This window comes from Nocardioides sp. NPDC058538, assembly GCF_042719275.1.
Lineage (GTDB): Bacteria > Actinomycetota > Actinomycetes > Propionibacteriales > Nocardioidaceae > Nocardioides.
Window position 1 is genome coordinate 67,615 of record NZ_JBHXNY010000011.1, and the last position, 21,404, is coordinate 89,018.

Sequence of the window (21,404 nt, forward strand, 5' to 3'; positions counted from 1 at the left end):
CATGGCCCTTGCAGCGGCACCCCGCGAGCCCGCGCTCGTCCAGCCCGACGTAAGGGTGCTGGGCGCTCGCGAGCACAACCTGAAAGATGTCGACCTGACGGTGCCGCGCGACGCGACGGTGGTATTCACGGGCGTGTCTGGGTCGGGGAAGTCCTCGCTGGCGTTCGGCACCCTGTATGCGGAGTCGCAGCGCCGCTATTTGGAGTCGGTGGCCCCGTACGCGAGACGGCTGATCGATCAGGCCGGCGTACCCGACGTCGACTCGATCACGGGGATGCCTCCGGCGGTGGCGCTGCAGCAGCAGCGTGGCGGGGGCAACGCCCGCTCGTCGGTCGGGAGCATCACCACGCTCTCGAGCCTGGTGCGGATGCTGTACTCGAGGGCCGGTGACTACCCCGATGATCAGCCGATGCTCTACGCCGAGGACTTCTCGGCCAACACCGTGCAGGGAGCGTGTCCGGAGTGTCACGGCGTCGGCCGGGTGTACGAGGTCACCGAGGCGCAGATGGTGCCGGATCCCTCGCTGACGATCCGCGAGCGCGCGATCGCCTCCTGGCCCACGGCTTGGCACGGACACCAGCTTCGCGACGTCCTCGTCGCGCTCGGCTATGACGTCGACGTCCCCTGGAAGGACCTGCCGAAGAAGGATCGGGACTGGATCCTCTACACCGACGAGACCCCATCCGTCGCGGTCCACTCGAGGCTCACCCTCGCCGAGGCGCGCGCCGCTGTCAGAGCAGGCGTCGAGCCGAGCTACTCGGGTGCGTTCGTGGGAGCTCGCCGCTACGTGCTCGACACGTTCGCCAACACCAAGAGCGCGTCGATGAAGCGCCGGGTGGCGCAGTTCCTCACGGTGGCCGTGTGTCCGGTCTGCCATGGCAAGCGGCTGAAGCCGGAAGCCCTGTCGGTCACGTTTGCGGGCCTCGACATCGCCGAGCTCTCGCTGATGCCGCTGCGGGACCTGGCCTCGTTGCTGGACGACATCTCCGACAAAACGGAGACCTCGGGGCGACCCCTGGACGCGAGCGCACGTCGTCAGGCTGTCGAGCATCGGGTGGCGGCCGGTGGCTCCTCGCACGCGGCCGCTCCTGACGTACGCCGCACGCCCAACCGCTCGGCGGAGAAGCAGGCGGCCGCTGCCCGGCTGGCGGTAGAGCTGCTGGAGCGCCTGCGGCCGCTCATCGACCTGGGTCTCGGCTATCTCTCCTTGAGCCGTACCACCCCGACGCTCTCCGGCGGCGAGCTGCAGCGCCTCCGGCTGGCGACGCAGCTGTCCTCGGAGCTGTTCGGAGTCGTGTACGTGCTCGACGAGCCTTCGGCCGGCTTGCACCCGCAGGACGTGACCGCGTTGCTGAGGATCCTCGATGGGCTCAAGCGGCGCGGGAACAGTCTGTTCGTCGTGGAGCATTCCGTCGAGGTGATGCGGCACGCCGACTGGCTGGTCGACATCGGGCCGGGCGCGGGCGAGCGCGGCGGCCGCGTGCTCTACAGCGGGCCGACGGACGGCATCGTCGAGATCGAGGAGTCGGTCACTCGCGGGTATCTCCACGGCCGGCGCGGGCTGGTCCCGCACATCCCGCGTGAGCCGCGGGGCTGGCTCACGCTGAGAGGGGTGACCCGCAACAACCTGCACGACCTGACCGTCGAGCTCCCGATGGGGGTCTTCACGGCGGTGACGGGCGTGTCGGGGTCCGGGAAGTCGAGCCTGGTCAGTCAGGCGCTCCCTGCTCTGCTCGGTGAGCGGCTGGGGCGTGCCGTGCCGATCGACGAGGCGCCGGAGAGCGACGACCTCCTTCTCGCTGACTCCTCGGGCCGGCTCGAGGGCTCTGTCGACGGAGACCTCGCCGGCATACGCCGGGTCGTCTGCATCGACCAACGGCCGATCGGTCGTACGCCCAGATCGAACGTCGCGACCTACACGGGGCTGCTCGATCACGTGCGGCGGCGCTTCGCGCAGACCCCCGAGGCACGGTCGCGCGGCTACAAGCCCGCGCGGTTCTCCTTCAACGTCACCGGCGGTCGGTGCCCCACCTGCGAAGGCGAGGGGTCGGTCATGGTCGAGCTGCTCTTCCTGCCGTCGGTCTACACCACGTGCCCCGAATGCCACGGCACCCGCTACAAGGCGAGCACCTTGGAGATCACCTGGCGCGGACGCAACATCGCCGAGGTCCTGGCCATGAACGTCGAGGAGGCCCAGGGATTCTTCGCCGACGAGGAGGAGATCTCGCGCTCGCTCACCGCGCTGATCGACGTCGGGCTGGGATACCTGCGGCTGGGACAACCGGCCACGGAGCTCTCCGGCGGGGAGGCTCGGCGCGTCAAGCTGGCCAGCGAGCTGCAGCGCGCGCAGCGCGGCGACACCCTCTACGTGCTCGACGAGCCGACCTCCGGCCTGCACTGCGCCGACGCCGACCGGGTGGTGGAGCACCTGCGGACCCTCGTCGAGGCCGGCAACACGGTCGTCACGGCGGAACTGGACATGCGCGTCGTCGCCGCAGCCGACTACGTCATCGACCTCGGGCCCGGCGCAGGCGACGCCGGAGGCACCGTCGTCGCCTCCGGAACACCTGAGCCCGTCGCCTCCGGCGGCCTCGGCGCCTCGGCTCCCTACCTGGCTGCCGCGCTCGAGGAGTCCGCCGCGCTTGCGGGGCTCGCCTAGAGCGCACGCTGAAAGTTTTTCCGAATGAGGGCCGCTCAGGCCTGGGTGGCGATGCGGTCCTCCAGAAGGCGGTCGTCGATGTCTCCCGTCTCGCCGCGGGAGGCGGCGGCGCGGCCGACGATGAAGACGTACGCGAAGAAGGCGAGCTCGGCGAGGATGCCGATGCCGACTCGGGCCCAGGTGGGGAGGGGTGAGGGGGTGACGAAGGCTTCGATGATGCCGGAGATCAGGAGTACGACGATGAGGCCGAGGGCGATGCCGGCGGCGGTGCGGCCCTCACGGGCCATCGACTGCCCCCGGGTCAACGAGCCGGGGTCGATCCAGGACCAGAAGATCCTCAAGCCCACGGCGCCGGCGACGAAGACGGCGGTCAGCTCCAGCAGGCCGTGGGGAAGGATCAGGCCCCAGAAGAGGCCACCGCGGTCGTGGCGGTGCATCAGGGTGCCGAGGATCGCCAGGTTGGAGATGTTCTGGAACATCGAGTAGATCACCGGCAGCCCGAGCACACCCAGGGCGATGCAGATGAACGAGACCCAGACGTTGTTGACCCAGACCTGGGTGGCGAACGACGAGGCGGCGTGCTCGCTGTAGTAGCCCTCGATGTCGTGCTCGACCAGCTGCTTGACCTGCTCCGGTCCGAGCAACGACTGCTCGACCTCCGGGTGGCGCAGCAGCCACCAGATCATCACCGCGGTGATCACGATGTTGGCCACCATCATCCCCAGCCACCACCAGCGCAGCCGGTAGAGCGCGGCCGGGAACCGGTGCGTGAAGAACCGCAGGAAACCCGACCAGGTGCTCGTCCTGGTGCCGGTGGTGCGGTTGCGGGCAGCGGCCAGCAGCACCGAGAGATGCTGGACGGCCGTCGGGTCGGGGGCGTTGCTGCGTACGACCGAGAGCTGGGTGCTCACCCGCTGATAGAGCTCGACCAGCTCGTCGGCCTGGGCGCCGCTCAGCCGGCGCTCGGTCAGCAGCTGCTCGAGCCTGGTCCGGTCGGCGGCGGTAGCGGCCAGATACGCGTCGAGATCCACGCCCGCAGCGTACGCTGACCGCCATGACCTCCGCGCCGCAATCGCCCGAGCGACGCCCCCAGGAGCAGCGCCCCCTAGAACGGGAACTGCTCACCGACGACGACCTGATCACCGGAGACGCGGTCGCCCTCGATCTGCCGGCCGCAGGGCTGGGGATGAAGCTGCTGTCGGGCCTCATCGACGTGATCGTGGTGATGGCGCTGCTGATCGTGACGCTGTTCGTCTTCATGACCGCCGCTCCCGCGACCGACGAGGCCCTGGCCTGGGCCGCCTACATCGCCGCCACCGCTTCGGTCCTCGTGGTGTTCCCGACCGCCATCGAGACGCTCACCCGCGGCCGCTCGCTCGGCAAGCTCGCGCTCGGCCTCCGTACGGTGCGCGACGACGGCGGAGCGATCAGCTTCCACCATGCGTTCGTACGCGCCCTGATCGGCGTCGTCGAGATCTACGCCACCAGCGGCGCCGCCGCGTTCCTCACCGCGATGATCCACCCGCGCGGCAAGCGGCTGGGCGACATCGCGGCCGGGACGTACGCCATCCGCGTGCGGGTGCCGCTGCGTCCCCCGGCTCCGATCCAGATGCCCCCCGGGCTCGCCGCCTGGGCCTCTCGCGCGGACGTCGCCACCATCCCGGTCGGCCTGTCCCTGGCCGTGCGACGGTTCCTCTCCGGCGAGGTCGGCACCTACACCGACCCGGTCCGCCGCCACGCTCTCGCCGAGCGCCTGGCGACCCACGTGCAGACGTACGTCGCCCCTGGACCACCTCCGGGCACCCCGCCCGAGGCCTACCTGGCCGCGGTGCTCGCCACCCGCCGTGATCGCGACGCCGCCCGGCTCGCCCGCGACGAGGAGCTCCGGTCGCGGCTCACCGCACGCTAGCGGGTCGTGAGCCGCTTGGCGCTGAGCCCGACCGACTTCAGTTCCAGCTCGGCCAGCCTCGCCACCACATCGGCGTCGCCATCACGCCAGGCACTGACCGGGTCGTCGCTGATCTTGACCAGCTTGTGCAGCGGCTGGGTCGCCATCGCACGCAGCGCCACCAGATCGGCGGCGGTGCCGGCCTCCAGGAACCGCTGGGTCGAGGTCGCGTTGCGGATGAACCGCCACCGCAGCGGCACGTAGATCATCAGCCACATCAGCACCGGGACGAGCACGACCGCGATCGCCAGCCCGATCGCGATGCTGGAGACGGCCTCGACCTGCGCCTCCCCGGCCGCACGGAGCTGGTCGGCGGCCTTCGCGGCACCCTCGAACGGGACCGCGATGCCGTCCTTGACCAGCGGCAGGTCATCGACCTTACCGGCCGCCTCGAGCAGCTTCAGGGAGAGCGAGGTGCCGGCGTCGTCCATCTTCTCGCCGGGCACGGCGAGCGCCGAGACCATCTCGTGGACGAATCTGCCGAGAAGGACCCAGCCGGCGATCCACGCCACCGTCAGCAGGTCGGCGAACAGCTGGGCGGCGAGGCGTGGGGGCCTGTCAGCGTACAACTTCATGCCGCTGATCTTCGCGGTTCCGCGCCTACAGATCAGTCACGACACGGGTAGTTCGGGTCAACGTCGGTAGAGCAGGTCGGTGATGACCCGGTCCTTGGCCAGTCCCTTGCGCTCGAACTTGGTCACCGGGCGCTCGTCCCAACGCTCGACGACACCACCGCTCAGCAGCGGCTCGGCGTCGAGGACCTCGACCATCTGCTCGGCGTACTCGACCCAGTCGGTCGCCAACCGCCAGGTCCCGCCGGGCGCCAGCCGCTCCGCGATCATGCGTGCATTGGTGGGCGTCACCAGGCGCCGCTTGTGGTGGCGGGTCTTGTGCCACGGGTCGGGGAAGAACGTCCAGATCTCGCTGACCGAACCCGGCTCGATCAGGTTCTCGAGCGTCCAGAGCGCGTCGACGCTGCAGAAACGTACGTTCGTCGCCCCTGCGGCGCCCACTCGGGCGAGGCTCTCCGCAACCCCGGGCCGCCACACCTCCAGCGCCAGGATGTTCGCCTCGGGACGGTTGGCCGCCAACACCGCGGTCGCCTCGCCTACGCCACCGCCGATGTCGACGATCAGCGGTGCCTTGCGGCCGAACCAGCTCTCCAGCGAGAAGCCGGGCTCGTCGACTGCTTCGTCCGGGATCACCCAGCCCTCGGCGTACTCGTCCCACGCCTTCTGCTGCTTGGCGTCCAGGCGGTTGCCGCGGCGGGTGTAGGTGAGGACCTCTCTTACCGTGCGGCCGTCATCCAACAGCTTCTGATGCGGTCTTGCGGGGCGTACGGGATTGTCTGGGTCAGTCACTTTCTTGCCTTGGTCTTGTGGCGCGCCGACTCGGCGCAATCCGGTCCTCCGCGCTGCGCGCGGTCACTCCCTCGCCGAGTCAGCGCTTACTAAGCAAACAAGGAGCATCTAGTCCAACGCGAAAGGCCCCCTTCGCCTTGCGGCTCCGGGGACCTTCCACGTTGGATCAGACGATCACTTACTTGATGATCTTCGTAACCCGACCCGCGCCGACGGTGCGACCGCCCTCACGGATAGCGAACTTCAGACCCTCGTCCATCGCGATGGGCTGGATGAGCTCGACCGACATCTCGGTGTTGTCACCCGGCATGACCATCTCGGTGCCCTCGGGGAGGGTCACGACGCCGGTCACGTCCGTGGTCCGGAAGTAGAACTGCGGACGGTAGTTGTTGAAGAACGGGGTGTGACGGCCACCCTCCTCCTTCGAGAGGATGTAGACAGAGCCCTCGAAGTTGGTGTGGGGGGTCGTGGTGCCCGGCTTGATGACAACCATGCCGCGCTCGACGTCCTCGCGCTTGGTGCCACGGAGCAGCAGCCCGACGTTCTCGCCGGCCTGGCCCTCGTCGAGCAGCTTGCGGAACATCTCGACGCCGGTGACGGTCGACTTCTGCGAGGTCTCGCGGATGCCGACGATCTCGACCTCCTCACCGACCTTGACGATGCCGCGCTCGATACGACCGGTGATGACGGTGCCACGACCGGTGATCGTGAAGACGTCCTCAACGGGCATCAGGAACGGCTTCTCGGTCTCACGAGCCGGGGTCGGGATGTAGTCGTCGACGGCCTGCATGAGCTCGGCGACAGAGTCCATCCACTTCTCCTCGCCCTGCAGGGCGGGGTAAGCGGCAACGCGGACGACCGGCAGGTCGTCACCCGGGAACTCGTACTCGCTGAGGAGCTCGCGCACCTCCATCTCGACGAGCTCGATGAGCTCCTCGTCGTCGACCATGTCGCACTTGTTGAGCGCGACGACGATCGACGGCACGCCGACCTGGCGGGCCAGGAGCACGTGCTCCTTGGTCTGCGGCATCGGGCCGTCGGTGGCGGCGACCACGAGGATCGCGCCGTCCATCTGCGCGGCACCGGTGATCATGTTCTTGATGTAGTCCGCGTGACCGGGGCAGTCGACGTGCGCGTAGTGGCGCACCTCGGTCTGGTACTCGATGTGCGCGATCGAGATCGTGATACCCCGCTGGCGCTCCTCGGGGGCCTTGTCGATGTCCTCGAACGCGAACTCCGGGTTCAGGTCCGGGTACTTCGCGTGCAGCACCTTCGAGATCGCCGCGGTAAGGGTGGTCTTACCGTGGTCGATGTGACCGATGGTGCCGATGTTGACGTGCGGCTTCGTCCGCTCGAACTTCGCCTTAGCCACTGTGGGCTCCTCCTGGTGTGATTTTCTTACTGACTCGTACTGAAAGGTGTTGCTGCCGAAGTCCCTGGACGGGCGACCCGAAGGTCACTCGCCACGGGCCTTCTTGATGATCTCGTCGGCGACGTTCGTGGGAACCTCGGCGTACGAGTCGAACTCCATCGAGTACGACGCCTGACCGCTGGTCTTGGACCGCAGATCACCGACGTACCCGAACATCTCTGAGAGCGGGACGAGCGCCTGGACGACCATGTCGCCGTGGCGCTCCTCCTGCGAGGACACCTGGCCGCGACGGGAGTTGATGTCGCCGATCACGGTGCCCAGGAACGTGTCCGGGGTGGTGACCTCGACGGCGAACATCGGCTCCAGCAGAACGGCCTTCGCCATGCGGGCGGCCTCCTTGAAGGCCTGGTTGCCGGCGATCTTGAAGGCGAGCTCGGAGGAGTCGACGTCGTGGTAGGCGCCGTCCTCGAGCGAAACCTTCACATCGACCATCGGGAAGCCGGCGAGGATGCCGAACTCCATGGCGTCCTGAGCACCCTGGTCGACCGAAGGGATGTACTCCTTCGGCACGCGACCACCGGTGACGTTGTTGACGAACTCGTAGCCCGCACCCAGACCGGTCTCTTCGTCGATGTTGGGCTCGACGGAGATGACGACCTTCGCGAACTGGCCCGAACCACCGGTCTGCTTCTTGTGGGTGTAGCTGTGGTTCTGGACCTTCTTGCGAAGCGTCTCGCGGTAGGCGACCTGCGGCTTGCCGACGGTCGCCTCGACCTTGAACTCGCGCTTCATCCGGTCGACGAAGACCTCCAGGTGGAGCTCGCCCATACCGGCGATGATCGTCTGGCCGGTCTGCTCGTCGGACTTGACCGTGAAGGTCGGGTCCTCTTCGGTGAGGCGCTGGATCGCGGTGCCGAGCTTCTGCTGGTCGCTCTTGGTCTTCGGCTCGATGGCGACCTCGATCACCGGGGCCGGGAACGACATCGACTCGAGAACGACCGGGTGGGCCGGGTCACACAGGGTGTGACCGGTCTTCGACTCCTTCAGACCCATGACCGCGACGATCTGGCCGGCACCGACCGAGTTGATCTCCTCACGCTTGTTGGCGTGCATCTGGTAGATCTTGCCGATCCGCTCCTTGCGGCCGTTGATCGGGTTGACCACGGTCGCACCCGCCTCGACCTTGCCGGAGTAGACGCGCAGGTAGAACAGCTTGCCCAGGTGCGGGTCGGAGGCGATCTTGAAGACCAGGCCGGAGAACGGCTCAGAGTCAGAAGGCTTGCGAGTGACCTCGACCTCCTCGTCCTTGACGTCGTGGCCGATGATCGACTCGACATCGAGGGGCGAGGGCAGGTAGTCGACGACCGCGTCGAGCAGGGGCTGGACGCCCTTGTTCTTGAACGCGGTGCCGGTGAGGATCGGGTTGAGCTTGTCGGCCAGGGTCGCGCGACGGATGGCGGCCTTCAGGGTGGGCACGTCGAAGACGTCGCCCTCCTCGAGGTAGACCTCCATGATGTCGTCGTCGGCCTCGGCGAGGGTCTCGACCAGCTTCTCGCGGTATTCCGCAGCCTTGTCGGCGAGGTCGGCCGGGATCTCCTCGATCACGTAGTCCTCGCCCATCTCGGTCTCGCCGCGCCAGACCTTGGCGTGCATCTCGACCAGGTCGACGACACCGATGAAGTCGGACTCGGCACCGATCGGCAGCTGCAGCACCAGCGGGGTGGCGTGCAGCTTGTCGACGATGGAGTCGACGACCATGTAGAAGTCGGCACCGGTGCGGTCGAGCTTGTTGACGAAGCACATCCGCGGGACGGCGTACTTGTTCGCCTGACGCCACACGGTCTGCGACTGCGGCTCGACACCGGCGACACCGTCGAAGACGGCGACAGCGCCATCGAGGACGCGCAGCGAGCGCTCGACCTCGACGGTGAAGTCGACGTGCCCGGGGGTGTCGATGATGTTGATCTGGTGGTCCTTCCACCAGCAGGTCGTCGCGGCGGACGTGATCGTGATGCCGCGCTCCTGCTCCTGCTCCATCCAGTCCATCGTGGCAGCGCCGTCGTGGACCTCACCGATCTTGTACGAGATACCGGTGTAGAACAGGATGCGCTCGGTGGTGGTGGTCTTACCGGCATCGATGTGCGCCATGATGCCGATGTTGCGGACCACATTGAGGTCCGTGGTGATGTCGACGGCCACTGTCTTCAGCGTTCCTTAAAGAGATTGTCTTCGGTCTGGATGGGCGGGGTGCCCACATTGTGCGGCAGGTGGTTCCTGAGCTTGTCGAAGGGCACCCCGCCGTACGTCACCAGCGGTAGTGCGCGAAGGCCTTGTTGGACTCGGCCATCTTGTGAGTGTCCTCGCGCTTCTTCACAGCGGCACCGAGGCCGTTGCTGGCGTCGAGGATCTCGTTCATGAGGCGCTCGGCCATCGTCTTCTCACGACGGTCCTGGGCGTAACCGACGAGCCAGCGCAGCGCGAGCGTGGTGCCACGCGTGCCCTTGACCTCGATCGGGACCTGGTAGGTAGCGCCACCGACACGGCGGGACTTGACCTCGATGGCCGGCTTCACGTTGTCCATCGCACGCTTGAGCGTGACCACGGGGTCGGTGCCGGTCTTCTCGCGGCAGCCCTCGAGGGCGGTGTAGACGATGCGCTGCGCAACCTGCTTCTTGCCGTCCTGGAGGACCTTGCTGACGAGCTGGGTTACGAGCTGCGAGCCGTAGACGGGGTCGACGACGAGCGGACGCTTGGGAGCGGGACCCTTACGAGGCATGTCACTTCTCCTTCTTCGCGCCGTAGCGCGAACGGGCCTGCTTGCGGTTCTTGACACCCTGGGTGTCGAGCGTGCCGCGGATGATCTTGTAACGCACGCCGGGGAGGTCCTTCACACGACCGCCGCGGACGAGCACGATGGAGTGCTCCTGAAGGTTGTGGCCCACACCCGGGATGTAAGCGGTGACCTCGACGCCGGAGGAGAGGCGCACACGGGCGACCTTCCGGAGGGCGGAGTTCGGCTTCTTCGGGGTGGTGGTGTAGACGCGCGTGCAGACGCCACGGCGCTGCGGCGATCCCTTGAGGGCAGGCGTCTTCGACTTCGTCGCCTTGTCCTCGCGGCCCTTGCGGACCAGCTGGTTGATTGTGGGCACCTCGGTGGTTCCCCTTCTTTTCTGCTCTCACTACGCGGCGCTCTGCCGCGAAGGATCAAATGTTGTGCGTCCAGGTGGTGCGATACCAACTGGTCCCGCCTAGCCCCCGAGGTCGGGCGTGTCGCCCTTACCTCAACGCACACGTTGGCGGATCTTTCGAACCGAATCCCCGTACTGAGGGCGCCGAACCCGGGTCCGAGACCTATCTCTCGAGCTTGTTCCGGGCACGCGCGACGGCCTGGTTGTCCCAGACACGCTTCAGAGGCTACCCGGCGGCTTGAGAGGGGGTCAAAACGGCCCGGATACCACCTCTGAGTGCGGCGAGGACCAGCACCCCCGCAAGCGTACCCAACAGCACCAGAGCGCCACTCGCGTACAGGGTCGTGCGGGCACCGAAGTGCTCGCCGACGAAGCCGATGAGCGGGGCACCCAGCGGGGTGCCACCCATCAGGACGGTCATGTAGATCGCCATCACCCGGCCGCGGAACTCCGGGGCCGCCTCGGTCTGCATCGTGGCGTTGCAGGCGTTGAGGGTCGTGATCGTGAAGAAGCCGAGCACCGGCGAGATCAGGGCGAAGAGGGCGTACGTCGGCATCAGCCCGGACACGATGACGGTGAGGCCGAAGCCGGTCGCCGCCAGCACGATCAGCTTGAGCGGGATCCGGGTACGGCGGGCGCCGAGCAGGGCGCCGGAGAGCGAGCCGATGGCCAGGACGGTGCCGAGCAGGCCGTACTCGCTGGCGCCCTTGCCGAACTCCTCGGTCGCCATCAGCGCCGAGGTGATCGGGAAGTTCGCCCCGAAGGTGCCGACGAAGAAGATGATCACCAAGACCATCAGCATCTTGGGCTGCGTACGGATGTAGCCGATGCCCTCGCGCAGCATCCCGCTCCGCCGTGCGACGGGGTCGGGCGAGTGCAGCTCGGCGGTGTTCATCCGCTGCAACTGGCCGATCACGGCGAGGTAGGAGACGGCGTTGACGAGGATCACCCAGCCGGTCGCCTCGGGGCCGCTCCCCAGCCAGCCGATGAGCAGCCCGGCCAGCGCCGGCCCGATCAGACGGGCGAGGTTGAACGAGGCCGAGTTGAGGCCGACGGCGTTGGTGAGGTCGTCGGGGTGGACCATCTCGGAGACGAACGACTGCCGGCCGGGGCCGTCGAAGGCGGCGCCGGTGCCGAAGAGGAACGCGATCACGTAGACCATCCACACCTCGGCGTGGCCGCTCACCGCCAGCACACCGAGCAGCAGCGACATCAACGCCATCCAGCCCTGGGCCACCTGCAGCAGGCGGCGCTTCGGGAAGCGGTCGGCGATGACCCCGGCGTAGGGGCTGAGCAGGAGGATGGGCAGGAACTGCAGGCCCGTGGTGATACCGAGTGCCGCTCCCCCGCCGCCGAGGCTCAGGACCAACCAGTCCTGGGCGATGCGTTGCATCCAGGTGCCGACGTTGGAGACGACGCTGCCGGCTAGGTAGAGGCGGTAGTTGTGGCTGCGCAGGGAACGGAACGTGGGACTCAACTGGTGGCTATTCTCTCCATGATCGAAGCGGCTGTGCGGAGGGCGGCGAGCTCGTCCGTATCGAGGTCGACGAGCTGCTGGGCGAGCCAGGCGTCCCGGCTGAGCCGGTCCTTGCGTACGGTCCGGCGGCCCTTGTCGGTGATCGAGACCAGCACCTGGCGGCGGTCGGTCTCACCCTGGCGGCGGACGACGTAGCCGCCCTCCTCGAGGAAGTTGACCATCCTGGTCATGCTCGGCGGCTGGACGCGCTCGCGCCCGGCGAGAGCGCCGAGGGTCATCTCGTCGTTGGCGTACAACGCCCCGAGCACCGCCATCGACCCCAGCGAGAGGTCGTTGTCGGGGTGGCGCTCGTTGGCCAGTCGGCGGCGCATCCGCATGACGGAGGTGCGCAGCACCGAGGCGACCTCGGGGATGTCGGAGGCCGCGTCGGGCGCGGAGGCTGGCTGTGCGGTAGGCATGTCGGTAAGCATAACTGCTTACCGGCGCTAACTATTCCAGCAAGAGACGGCGCCCAGGTGAGGGCGCCGTCACAGAGTCAGGACATCGCGGCGAGCATCAGGATGTCGTCGCGGCTGTAGGTGCGGCCGGGGTGAGCCTCCGCGAGGTGCTCTTGCACCTTCTCGACCAGCTCGTCATCGGACTCCGTGCGGAAGCTGGTGCCACAGGGGCAGCGAAGCGAAGCCATCAGGGACCTCCAAGTCGTCGGCGTTCCACCCAACCCTACCGGCTCGTGGTGACCTACTAGATTGGACTCCATGAGCGAGCGCCAGCGAGCGACCACAGGCCTCAGGCCGCCGCGTCCGTATTCTCCGCATGCCTCGACGGAGGCGGCGGCATGAGCGATCAGTACCGCGACGACGACTATTCCGGCACCTACCCGGAGCAGCAGTACGAGGGGTACGACGGCGACTACTACACCGAGACTCAGTCCGACGACGGGCATGGCTACCCCCAGGACTACGGCTACGACGAGCCGCCTGTCGAGGAGCCGGCTCAGGCCGTCCCGGAGCCGAAGATCGAGCTCGTCGACCAGGACGGCATCCGCGCCTTCGAGCTCGCCACCCTCGGCTGGCTGGTCGGGTTCGTGGCCCTGCTCCCCTTCTGGGGCCTGCTCAACGACCGCGGCTGGACCTGGTGGATCTGGACCTGCCTGGCCGCCTTCGGCATCGGCGCGATCGGCATCGAGCTGACCCGGCGCCGCAAGGCCCGCCGGCTGCGCGCCGAGGGCCTCGCCTAGAACAGCTCGGCTAGAAGGCCTCGGCGTCGTCGCTGATCGTGTCGAAGACCGGGTCCGGCAGCGGCTGCGGCTCGTGCTTCTTCGCCAGCCGCACCTCCGAGTGCGCACCGCACCCGTGGTTGAGGCTGACCACCTTGCCGTCGTCGTTGGCGTCGCCGTTGGCGCAGACACCGAAGCTCGTGGCCAGGTGGCCGGTCAGCCGGACCAGGAAGCCACAGCTGTGGCACTGGTCGGGGGCCGCCTGCGCGAGCGGCGCCTCGGGGCCGCCGTCACCGGCGTACCAACGCTCGGCGGCGGCGTCGAAACCGGAGACGGACAGGGTCCGGACACGGCCGAGGCCGAGGTCCTTGGCGACCTCGCGCACCTGAGCCTTCTCGTCGGCGTCGAGCGGGTCGTCACCGAAGGCGTACGTCGGGACCAGCCGTGCGTCGTCGTCCTCGACCGGGAGCAGATCACCGGGCGAGAGGTCCCCGGGCTTGATCCGTTCGCGGTAGGGCACCCAGGCCGGCGCGACGATCGCGGCGTCACCGGGGACGAGGACGACCTCGTTGACGGTCACCGGAGCATCGACACCGAATCCGGGGCCGTCGAGCGAGGGCACGGTGACGAGCGTGACCGACCAGTGCCACCCGGCGTAGCCCTTGCGGGTGCAGGCGAACAGGTGGGTCACTACGCCCGGGCCGGCACCCTTCTCGACCACATGGCCGAGATGTTCTCCGACGTCACCGGCTGGCACGTCGGACAGGAGCGCGGCGCGGGCCTCGTCGACGGCAGCGACGGCCGTCGCATCGGCGTACGGGGTCGTGATCACGGACCACATCTTCACCCACATGCGCCTCAGGTGCCACTTCGGGGTCACCTTGCGCCACCACAACCTGAACTTCAGCACAACGCGTGATCCTCCCAGACGTACGCCTCTACTGCACAGTCACGACAGCCCTTGGAATGGCCAACACCCGCCGGAGCGTGGCTACGGCGGGTGTTGGTGACGCTTGGCTACTGAAGAGCGCGCGTGGAGACCATGGAGAGGACGTACTCGACGAGCGAGATCAGCGTCGCCTTGGTCGACTGACGGTCGCGAGCGTCACAGGTGACGATCGGGATGTCCGGGCGCAGAGCCAGGGCCTCGCGGATCTGCTCCGGCTTGTAGGCCTGGTTGGCGCCGAAGACGTTGTGGGCCACGACGAACGGCACGTTGCGGGACTCGAAGTAGTCGATCGCGCCGAAGGAGTCGGCGAGGCGACGGGTGTCGATGAGCACCACGGCGCCGATGGCGCCCTGGGTCAGGTCGTCCCACATGAACCAGAAGCGGTTCTGACCGGGGGTGCCGAACAGGTAGAGGATCAGGTCGGAGTCGAGGGAGACTCGACCGAAGTCCATGGCGACCGTGGTCGTCTTCTTGTTGGGCACTGCGGAGAGGTCGTCCACGCCGGCGGTCGCCTGCGTCATCACGGCCTCGGTCGTCAGGGGGACGATCTCCGAGACGGAGCCCACGAAGGTCGTCTTACCAACGCCGAACCCGCCGGCGATGACGATCTTCGCAGACATCGTCGCCTGCTTGGAGTCGGTGGTCACTGCATTACTCCTGTCAAAGCTTCCTCAGGCCGGACAGCACGCGCTCGAGGAGAGCGGTGTCCGGGGCGTCCGGGACCTTGCTGGCGTGCACCTGCACCACGCCGCGCTCCGCAAGGTCACCGATCAGGACTCGGGCGACACCCAGGGGCACCCGGATGAGCGCCGCGACCTCAGCGACGGAACGGCTCTCGCGGCAGAGCTCTGCGATCGTCCGCTCCTCGGGCGACCGGACGTAGCCGTCGATCACGTAACGGTCAGTGATCACCAGTGCTTCCATCGGGAAGACGCGCTTGGGTTGCGTGCGGCCACGGGTCAGGGCATAAGGCCTGACCAGCGGCGGCGGTTCGGATGCGTGGTTGCTCACGATCTCGGTCCTAGGGTCGGGGCACTGATCAGGCGCCGGTTCTGGTATCGGGGGTGAGGGCGGTGGCAACACGCGAGATCAACAGCTGCATCTGGTAGCCAACCTGTCCCAGATCGCAGTCGGGGGCGGCGAGGGCAGCAAGGCTGGAACCCTCACCAACCGCCATGAGGACCAGATAGCCACCGTCCATCTCGATGACCATCTGCTGGACATTACCCGCCGCGAAGCACCGAGCTGCTCCTTGGGTAAGACTGGTGAGACCGGAGGCGATCGCCGAGAGCTGGTCGGCCCGGTCCGGGGGGAAGTCGACGGAGCTGGCCATCGGCATGCCATCAGCCGACACCAAGATCGCGTGAGCGATGTCAGGGGTGCGCTGGGTCAGGCTGTCGACAAGCCAGTCCAGTCCTGCGGGGGCCGTTGTCACTGCTGCTCCTCACCTTCGGGGTTGCTTTCCGCATCAGCGGGGTTGTTGCGGGCGCGGCTGACGCCCTTCTGGAAGCTGGACATGCCACGGGTGCGGCGCGCGTCCATGTTACGCGGACCTGATGACGGTGGTGTGACCGCCGGAGCCGCACCTGGGATCAGGTTCTGACCCGGGACACGGACGGGGAGGCCACCCTGGGTGATCGTCGCCGGCTCCTGCTCCTGCAGCTGCTCCAGCTCCTGCGCCCGGCGCCAGCCCTCGTCGCCCGGCGAGGACCAGCTCGTCGGCGTGGTCGGCTCGTCGTCCTGAGTGACCGGTTCGTCGACCGGCTCGCTCGCGGGGGCGGCCGCCGGACGGGGAACGTCGGGCTTGGGTCCCGGACCGGCCTTGGCGGCCGGGGCGATCGGGTCGCTGAGCGGGTCGCCCTTGGTCTCCATCGCCCGGCGCGCGCCGAGCGGGCGACGACGGGTGAACCACTCGGACTGCAGGTCGTCGAAGATCGAGCTGCCCTCGTCATCGAGGATCGGAACCTCGGTGGTCGAGTCGAGCGGGTTCGGCGAGTTGGTCGGCTCCGGGGCCATCGGGCCCATCGGGCTCGGGGCGATCGCGTCACCGGCCGGACCGAACGGGTCGTCGTCGGGACCGAAGCCCGGCGGCGGCGTACGCGGCGTCGTGCGCTCGTTGGGACGCTCGAAGGTGCGGAACGCGCCCGTGTCGGTGCCGAACGGGCTGCCGCCCTGCATGCCCGGGTCGCGACGCGGCAGCTCGCCGGTCTCGGTGCTCGGGTCGAAGCGACCGTCGGGGAAGCGCGCGGCCAGGTCCTCGGCCTTGCGAACCGGCAGCATGTTGGACAGGAAGTTCTGCTGCTGGCCGCTGGGGCTCTGCTGCGGGGCCGGCGGCTGGTTGGCGCCGAACGGGTCGCCGCCGAACGGGTCTCCCCCGTACTGCGGCTGGCCACCGCTGAACTGCTGCGGCTGCGCCGGGAAGCTGCCCGTACGCGCACCCGGACCCTCGAACCCCGGGTCGCCCGGCATCGGCGGGACACCACCGTATGCGGGCAGCTGGCCGGTCTGCGGTCCGCTCTGACCGAAGCCGTTGTGCTGGCCCGAGTGACCGTTGGCACCCTGCTGCTGGAAGGCCGGCGCACCGCCGTTGGACAGGTTGGGGTGGTTGGACGCACCGGGCGTACGGCTCGGCAGGGCCGGGGGCGCTGCGGCGGAAGCCGCGGGCGCCTCGGGGGCCGGAAGGGCGCCGACCGGCACGTCGTAGGGGTTGCCACCGGCGTACGGCTGGGCGTCGTAGGCGGGCATCCCGTACTGCATCTCGTAGGGAAGCTCGCCGGTGCCCGGGTAGGCGCCGGCCTGCTGGCCGTAGCCGCCCTGCTGGAAGGCGTAGGCGTCGAAGCCCTGCTGCTGGCCCGACGGGGCCTCGGCGTGAGCGCCGACGATCGTGGTGACCGGCATCTCGACGCGCGCGACCACACCGCGGGGGCGGTTGGGAACGAGCTCGATGTAGAGACCGTGACGCGCCGCCAGGCGCGCGACCACGACCAGACCCATCATCCGGGCGACGTCGGCGTCGAGGCCGGTCGCACGGCGCAGCTTCATGTTGGCCGCGTCGAGCTCCTCCGGCGTCATGCCGATTCCGAGGTCCTCGATCTCGACCAGCAGCGGCGCGGCCGGGCCGGCGCGGAAGGTGCGGATCGTGACCGCGGTGTCGGGCGGGGAGAAGTTGGTGGCGTTCTCGATCAGCTCCGCGAGCAGGTGCACGAGGTCACCCGCGATCGCGCCCTCGAACTCGGCGTTCTCGTCGGAGTCGATGTCGACCCGGGCGAACTGCTCGATCTCGGAGGCGGCGGCACGGAGCACGTCGAGGACCGGGACCGGACCACGAGCCGCGTGGCCGATCTCGCCACCGGCGAGAACCAGGAGGGACTCGTCGTTGCGGCGCATTCGGGTGGCGAGGTGGTCCAGGCGGAACAGGTTCGCGAGGTCGTCGGGATCCTGCTCGTTGGCCTCGAGCTGGTCGATGAGCTGCAGCTGACGCTCGACGAGGCTCTGCGAACGCCGGGAGAGGTTCATGAACATCTTGTCGACGTTCGTACGCAGCTCGGCCTGCTCGCCCGCCAGCCGGATCGCCTCGACGTGGACCGCGTCGAACGCGTCCGCGACGTCACCGATCTCGTCTCGACGCGCGATGTCCAGCGGCTCCACATGGGTATCCACCGGGCCTTCGGCCTGGTTCATGTAGGCGACTCGCTCGGGCAGGTCGTGGTTGGCCAGGTTGTAGGCCAGGCGACGCAGCTGGCTCAGCGGCGAGAGGATCGAGCGGGCCGCGACCAGACCGACGGCGAGGGCGAAGATCAGAACACCGAGAACGAGGAGACCGATGACGATGGCGTCGCGGGTCGCGTCGCTCTTGATCTGCTCGACGTCGTCGCTGATCTCCTGCGCGGTCTGGACGATCATCTTCTGCAGACCACGGATGAACTCCGTGCTGGCCTCGGTGTACTGGTCCGGGGTCATCTTGACCCGGTCCATGCTGCCGCTGGAGATCACCTGGTTGACGACCTTGTGGGCAGGCGCCCCGACCGAGCCCTGGTCGGTGGTTTCGTTGGTCAGCTCGTCGAGCTGCTGGCGGATGTTGTCGGACGTCTTGGCGTAGTAGTCCGCCGTCGACAGACGCCACTTGGCCTCGGCGCGGGCGAGCTCTGCGAACTGCTCGTCGGTGAGGACGTCCGGGTTGACCTTCCCGTCCTTCTCCGCGGCCGCCTTGGCGCCCAGCGCCTGCATCATGATCATGCGCTCGACGCCCATGGCCTCCGAGGCGGGACGTACGTTGCTGATCGCCGAGATCTTGGAGAAGACCTCGTCGTTCTCCAGCGTGGGCATCTGCGCCGAGATCCCGAAGAGGTTGTTCATCACGGTCGTGTAGGCCAGCTGGGCCTCGACCGCGGTGTCCCGCTCCTGGATCTGCGCCCGCAGGTCGTCGATGCCGTTCAGCGCCTGCTGGATCTCGACGATGCTGTTCTCGAGATCCTTGTCGTCGCCGGCGTCGATCTCCTTCGCCTTGGCGCTCCAGGCCTCGATCGACTCGTCGGTCTTCTGCTGCAGCGGCCGCATGACGACCTCAGGAACACCCGCGAGCGCACCGTCACGCTCGAACAGGATGTTGATCGCGAGTTGGTACGTGTCAGGCAGTGCCTGGGCGACAGTCTCGGCCTGGCGTGCTTCCGCCTGGGCTGAGAGGGCGCGCGAAATGCTCAACCCGCCGAACACCATCGCCGCGATGGTCGGGATGAGCAGCACGAAGATGAGGCGCGCTCGAATTCCCTGCCAGGGCTTACGTTCCGGACGGTGGGTTGTGCTTGCGTATGGCTCGGCCATTACTCCCTCTCGTGGCCATGTCACATCATTCCCGAGAGGTATGCACCGTCTGTGGCGCATACCCCAGTCCCCCGCCGCGAAGTCTGCTGGCACCCGGGCGTACCTGTCTGCAGTCTTTGGCGACGCAAACTTACGTCATAAGTGGTCTCGATTACCAATGGTGTACGAAATCATTTGCAAATCTATGGAGGGGTAGGCGGAGTATAGGCCCCACCCGCACGAGGGACGACATGGCGAGCCATCCGTGGATGCCGTCGACGCCGGAGAGGGGAATACCTCACGCGTCCCTGGGCGCTGAGGACTAGGCTCTCCCGCGTCGGCCGTCACAGTCGCCGGGCGACGTACGTTCGTAGCGCTGATGCGCGAGGAAGGGGCAAGCTGCCGTGCCTACTGGCAAGGTCAAGTGGTTCGACGCCACCAAGGGCTTCGGGTTTCTGTCGCAGGACGACGGTCCGGACGTGTACGTCCACGCAGACGCGCTCCCCGAGGGCGCTGCCAAGACCTTGAAGGCCGGCACCCGGGTGGAGTTCGGCATCGCCCAGGGGCGCCGCGGTGAGCAGGCGCTCTCGGTGACCGTTCTGGAGCGCTCCCCGTCCGTAGCCGGGCGCCAGCGTGCGGCCAAGCGCCGCAAGCCCGAGGAGATGGAGCTGATCGTCGAGAACGTGATCAAGCTCCTCGAGGACATCCGCGAAGGCTACGCCCAGGGCCGTCCGCCCACGCGCGAGCTGGGTCAGAAGGTCTCCCCCGCGCTGCGCCAGATCGCCGACGAGTTCGAGCTCTAGATCCAGCTCAGGTCGGGGATCAGGGTCTGCACGCCGACCACGAGGCCGGCGACGTTCACGGCCAGCAGGACGAGGATCCAGAGCACCGACGGGATGCCGGTCAGGCCGGCGAGCTGGTCGGGGTCGGAGCCGCGGCGGCCTCGCTCGCCGCGTCCGAGGAGCTCCAGGAGCGGCCTCGGTGAGGCGAGCAGGAGCAGCCAGGTGACCAGCGTGGCGGCGATGGTCTGGATGCGGCCGTCGGCGTACCAGCTGATCGCGCCCAGGGCGGCGCCTAGCACCAGCAGGACGACGAGGCCGTAGCCGTTGCGCACCCACAGCAGCAGCACGAGCATCGCGGCCACCAGGAGCCACAGCAGTCCCAGGGCGTGCCCCGCGGCGAGCATGGTCGCGCTGAGCAGGCCGAGGAGCGCCGGGGCGAGATAGCCGGCGGCGAGCATCGCCACCATCCCCGGCCCGGACGGCTTGCCGCGCGAGAGGGTCACACCCGAGGTGTCGGAGTGGAGCTTGATCCCGGCCAGGCGTCTTCCCACCAGGACCGCGACCACTGCGTGACCGGCCTCGTGAACGACGGTGACGCCGAGGCGTACGGTGCGCCAGCTCCCACGCCACACGACCAGCACCAGCGCGACGAGCCCGGCGCCGATCAGCCAGGGCGCTTCGGGGACGGTCTGGGTCGCGGTGACCGTGTCCCAGAACTCCCTCACGCCGCCACCTTTGTAGCGCAAGCGCCAGAATACGAAGGCGACGGCGTGTGGTGCTCGTGATTCACTCGCTGACGCTCGCTCACTTGGCTGCCTTCTGGTTCATCGATCCGGAGCGGAAGCCCCGTGGGTCGATCTCCGCGGCGGGGAATCCTGCGTCGGTCACTGTCTTGAGCACCTCGTCGGCATGGTGGGGGTCGAGAGGCAGGAGGGTAGCGGACAGCTCCACCGTGGCCTTCTCCCCATGGTCACGCACGCGCAGGTCCACCCTGGCGGCGTCGTGGCCGCGGGCGGCCAGGACGCTGCGTACGCCCTGCTCTGCTCTCTCCACGCGCGCGAGGCGCCTCGGGGTGACCTCGAGGCCGTAGGCGATCCGGCTGGAGAGGCAGGCCGCTGCCGGCTTGTCCCAGGTCGGCAGCTCCCAGCGGCGCGAGGCCTCGCGGATCTGTGCCTTGGTCAGCCCGGCGTCCTTGAGCGGGGTGATCGCACCGCGCTCGGCGGCCGCGCGGATGCCGGGCCGGAGGCCGTTGAGACCCTCGAGCGCGTCGTCGGCGTTGGTGCCGGTGGCCACATGGGCCAGGCCCAGCTCACGGGCCAACGGCACGAGGGTGTCGAGCAGCTCCGCCTTGCAGAAGAAGCACCGGTCGGTGCCGTTGGCCCGGTAGCCCTCCCGCTCCATCTCGTGGGTCTGCGGGGTGATCAGGCGTACGCCGAGGCTCTTCGCGAAGTCGGCTGCCGGGTCCCTCTCGGCGATCGGAAGACTGTGCGAATAGCCGGTCGCTGCGGCGACGTTGTCGCTGCCCAGAGCTCTGGCCGCGGCGGCCAGGAGGAAGGCGCTGTCGGCACCGCCGGAGAAGGCGACCAGCACGCTTCCCCGAGTCTTGAGATCCGCTTCGAGAGCGTTGAGCCGTTGGTCGAGGTCGGACACGC

The 21,404-nt window shown here is 68.2% G+C and carries 21 protein-coding genes; 4 read left to right on the forward strand and 17 right to left on the reverse strand.

Translation table 11 applies throughout. The annotated features are described in order from the left end of the window. The first annotated feature begins 1 nt into the window (after position 1). Entirely contained in the window at positions 2–2,659 is a 2,658-nt protein-coding gene (locus tag ACFWQC_RS12665; RefSeq protein ID WP_378677899.1) for an excinuclease ABC subunit A, read from the forward strand. Between the two features lie 35 nt (positions 2,660–2,694). On the opposite strand, the gene ACFWQC_RS12670 is transcribed toward ACFWQC_RS12665, so the two are convergent. Next, complete coding sequence (locus tag ACFWQC_RS12670; protein ID WP_378677902.1) at positions 2,695–3,690, reverse strand: stage II sporulation protein M; 996 nt, start codon at positions 3,688–3,690, stop codon at positions 2,695–2,697. A gap of 23 nt (positions 3,691–3,713) precedes the next feature. Between ACFWQC_RS12670 and ACFWQC_RS12675 the strand changes: the two genes are divergently transcribed. Continuing rightward, positions 3,714–4,568, forward strand: coding sequence for an RDD family protein (locus tag ACFWQC_RS12675; protein ID WP_378677905.1), 855 nt, complete (start codon positions 3,714–3,716; stop codon positions 4,566–4,568). On the opposite strand, the gene ACFWQC_RS12680 is transcribed toward ACFWQC_RS12675, so the two are convergent. The 9 genes from ACFWQC_RS12680 to ACFWQC_RS12720 all read right to left on the reverse strand — a co-directional run bounded on the left by ACFWQC_RS12680 (position 4,565) and on the right by ACFWQC_RS12720 (position 12,690). Continuing rightward, positions 4,565–5,182, reverse strand: a complete 618-nt coding sequence (locus ACFWQC_RS12680) for a hypothetical protein (RefSeq protein WP_378677908.1) — start codon at positions 5,180–5,182, stop codon at positions 4,565–4,567. The genes ACFWQC_RS12675 and ACFWQC_RS12680 overlap by 4 nt on opposite strands. A gap of 57 nt (positions 5,183–5,239) precedes the next feature. Further along, positions 5,240–5,968, reverse strand: coding sequence for a tRNA (guanosine(46)-N7)-methyltransferase TrmB (trmB, locus tag ACFWQC_RS12685; protein WP_378677911.1), 729 nt, complete (start codon positions 5,966–5,968; stop codon positions 5,240–5,242). Between the two features lie 178 nt (positions 5,969–6,146). After that, the gene (tuf, locus tag ACFWQC_RS12690) at positions 6,147–7,340 is read right to left on the reverse strand and encodes an elongation factor Tu (RefSeq protein WP_378677914.1); all 1,194 of its coding nucleotides are present in this window, start codon (positions 7,338–7,340) and stop codon (positions 6,147–6,149) included. A gap of 84 nt (positions 7,341–7,424) precedes the next feature. Next, positions 7,425–9,488, reverse strand: coding sequence for an elongation factor G (fusA, locus tag ACFWQC_RS12695; protein WP_378678121.1), 2,064 nt, complete (start codon positions 9,486–9,488; stop codon positions 7,425–7,427). Positions 9,489–9,645: 157 nt separating this feature from the next. Beyond that, positions 9,646–10,116 carry a 30S ribosomal protein S7 gene (gene rpsG, locus ACFWQC_RS12700; RefSeq protein WP_141806234.1) on the reverse strand — a complete coding sequence of 157 codons (471 nt, stop codon included), beginning with the start codon at positions 10,114–10,116 and terminating at the stop codon, positions 9,646–9,648. Position 10,117: 1 nt separating this feature from the next. Next, positions 10,118–10,489, reverse strand: a complete 372-nt coding sequence (rpsL, locus tag ACFWQC_RS12705; protein WP_091052356.1) for a 30S ribosomal protein S12 — start codon at positions 10,487–10,489, stop codon at positions 10,118–10,120. A 265-nt stretch (positions 10,490–10,754) separates the two neighbouring features. After that, positions 10,755–12,005: an MFS transporter gene (locus ACFWQC_RS12710; protein ID WP_378677918.1), complete on the reverse strand. Its 1,251-nt coding sequence runs from the start codon at positions 12,003–12,005 to the stop codon at positions 10,755–10,757. After that, positions 12,002–12,463, reverse strand: coding sequence for a MarR family winged helix-turn-helix transcriptional regulator (locus ACFWQC_RS12715; protein ID WP_378677921.1), 462 nt, complete (start codon positions 12,461–12,463; stop codon positions 12,002–12,004). The genes ACFWQC_RS12710 and ACFWQC_RS12715 overlap by 4 nt, the downstream gene beginning before the upstream one ends. Before the next feature lie 77 nt (positions 12,464–12,540). After that, on the reverse strand, positions 12,541–12,690 hold the full coding sequence (locus tag ACFWQC_RS12720; RefSeq protein WP_378677924.1) for a DUF1059 domain-containing protein: 150 nt from the start codon (positions 12,688–12,690) through the stop codon (positions 12,541–12,543). A gap of 150 nt (positions 12,691–12,840) precedes the next feature. Between ACFWQC_RS12720 and ACFWQC_RS12725 the strand changes: the two genes are divergently transcribed. Beyond that, a complete protein-coding gene (locus tag ACFWQC_RS12725; RefSeq protein ID WP_378677927.1) occupies positions 12,841–13,242 on the forward strand; it encodes a DUF2530 domain-containing protein in 402 nt (133 codons plus the stop codon). Between the two features lie 10 nt (positions 13,243–13,252). Here ACFWQC_RS12725 and ACFWQC_RS12730 read toward each other — a convergent pair whose 3' ends face one another. The 5 genes from ACFWQC_RS12730 to ACFWQC_RS12750 all read right to left on the reverse strand — a co-directional run bounded on the left by ACFWQC_RS12730 (position 13,253) and on the right by ACFWQC_RS12750 (position 18,913). Next, positions 13,253–14,074 carry a DUF3027 domain-containing protein gene (locus ACFWQC_RS12730; protein WP_378678124.1) on the reverse strand — a complete coding sequence of 274 codons (822 nt, stop codon included), beginning with the start codon at positions 14,072–14,074 and terminating at the stop codon, positions 13,253–13,255. Positions 14,075–14,238: 164 nt separating this feature from the next. Next, positions 14,239–14,790, reverse strand: coding sequence for an ATP/GTP-binding protein (locus ACFWQC_RS12735; RefSeq protein ID WP_084101379.1), 552 nt, complete (start codon positions 14,788–14,790; stop codon positions 14,239–14,241). A 40-nt stretch (positions 14,791–14,830) separates the two neighbouring features. Beyond that, entirely contained in the window at positions 14,831–15,181 is a 351-nt protein-coding gene (locus ACFWQC_RS12740; RefSeq protein WP_008360948.1) for a DUF742 domain-containing protein, read from the reverse strand. Between the two features lie 28 nt (positions 15,182–15,209). Further along, on the reverse strand, positions 15,210–15,605 hold the full coding sequence (locus ACFWQC_RS12745) for a roadblock/LC7 domain-containing protein (protein ID WP_008360946.1): 396 nt from the start codon (positions 15,603–15,605) through the stop codon (positions 15,210–15,212). Beyond that, positions 15,602–18,913 carry a nitrate- and nitrite sensing domain-containing protein gene (locus tag ACFWQC_RS12750; RefSeq protein WP_378677932.1) on the reverse strand — a complete coding sequence of 1,104 codons (3,312 nt, stop codon included), beginning with the start codon at positions 18,911–18,913 and terminating at the stop codon, positions 15,602–15,604. Before ACFWQC_RS12750 ends, ACFWQC_RS12745 begins: the two co-directional genes overlap by 4 nt. Before the next feature lie 461 nt (positions 18,914–19,374). Between ACFWQC_RS12750 and ACFWQC_RS12755 the strand changes: the two genes are divergently transcribed. Then, on the forward strand, positions 19,375–19,773 hold the full coding sequence (locus tag ACFWQC_RS12755) for a cold-shock protein (RefSeq protein WP_378677935.1): 399 nt from the start codon (positions 19,375–19,377) through the stop codon (positions 19,771–19,773). Here ACFWQC_RS12755 and ACFWQC_RS12760 read toward each other — a convergent pair. Both ACFWQC_RS12760 and larE read right to left on the reverse strand, forming a co-directional pair. Next, positions 19,770–20,477, reverse strand: coding sequence for a M50 family metallopeptidase (locus ACFWQC_RS12760; protein WP_378677937.1), 708 nt, complete (start codon positions 20,475–20,477; stop codon positions 19,770–19,772). The two genes, ACFWQC_RS12755 and ACFWQC_RS12760, sit on opposite strands and share 4 nt — an antisense overlap. A gap of 79 nt (positions 20,478–20,556) precedes the next feature. Then, entirely contained in the window at positions 20,557–21,402 is an 846-nt protein-coding gene (gene larE / locus ACFWQC_RS12765) for an ATP-dependent sacrificial sulfur transferase LarE (RefSeq protein WP_378677940.1), read from the reverse strand. Positions 21,403–21,404: the final 2 nt, after the last annotated feature.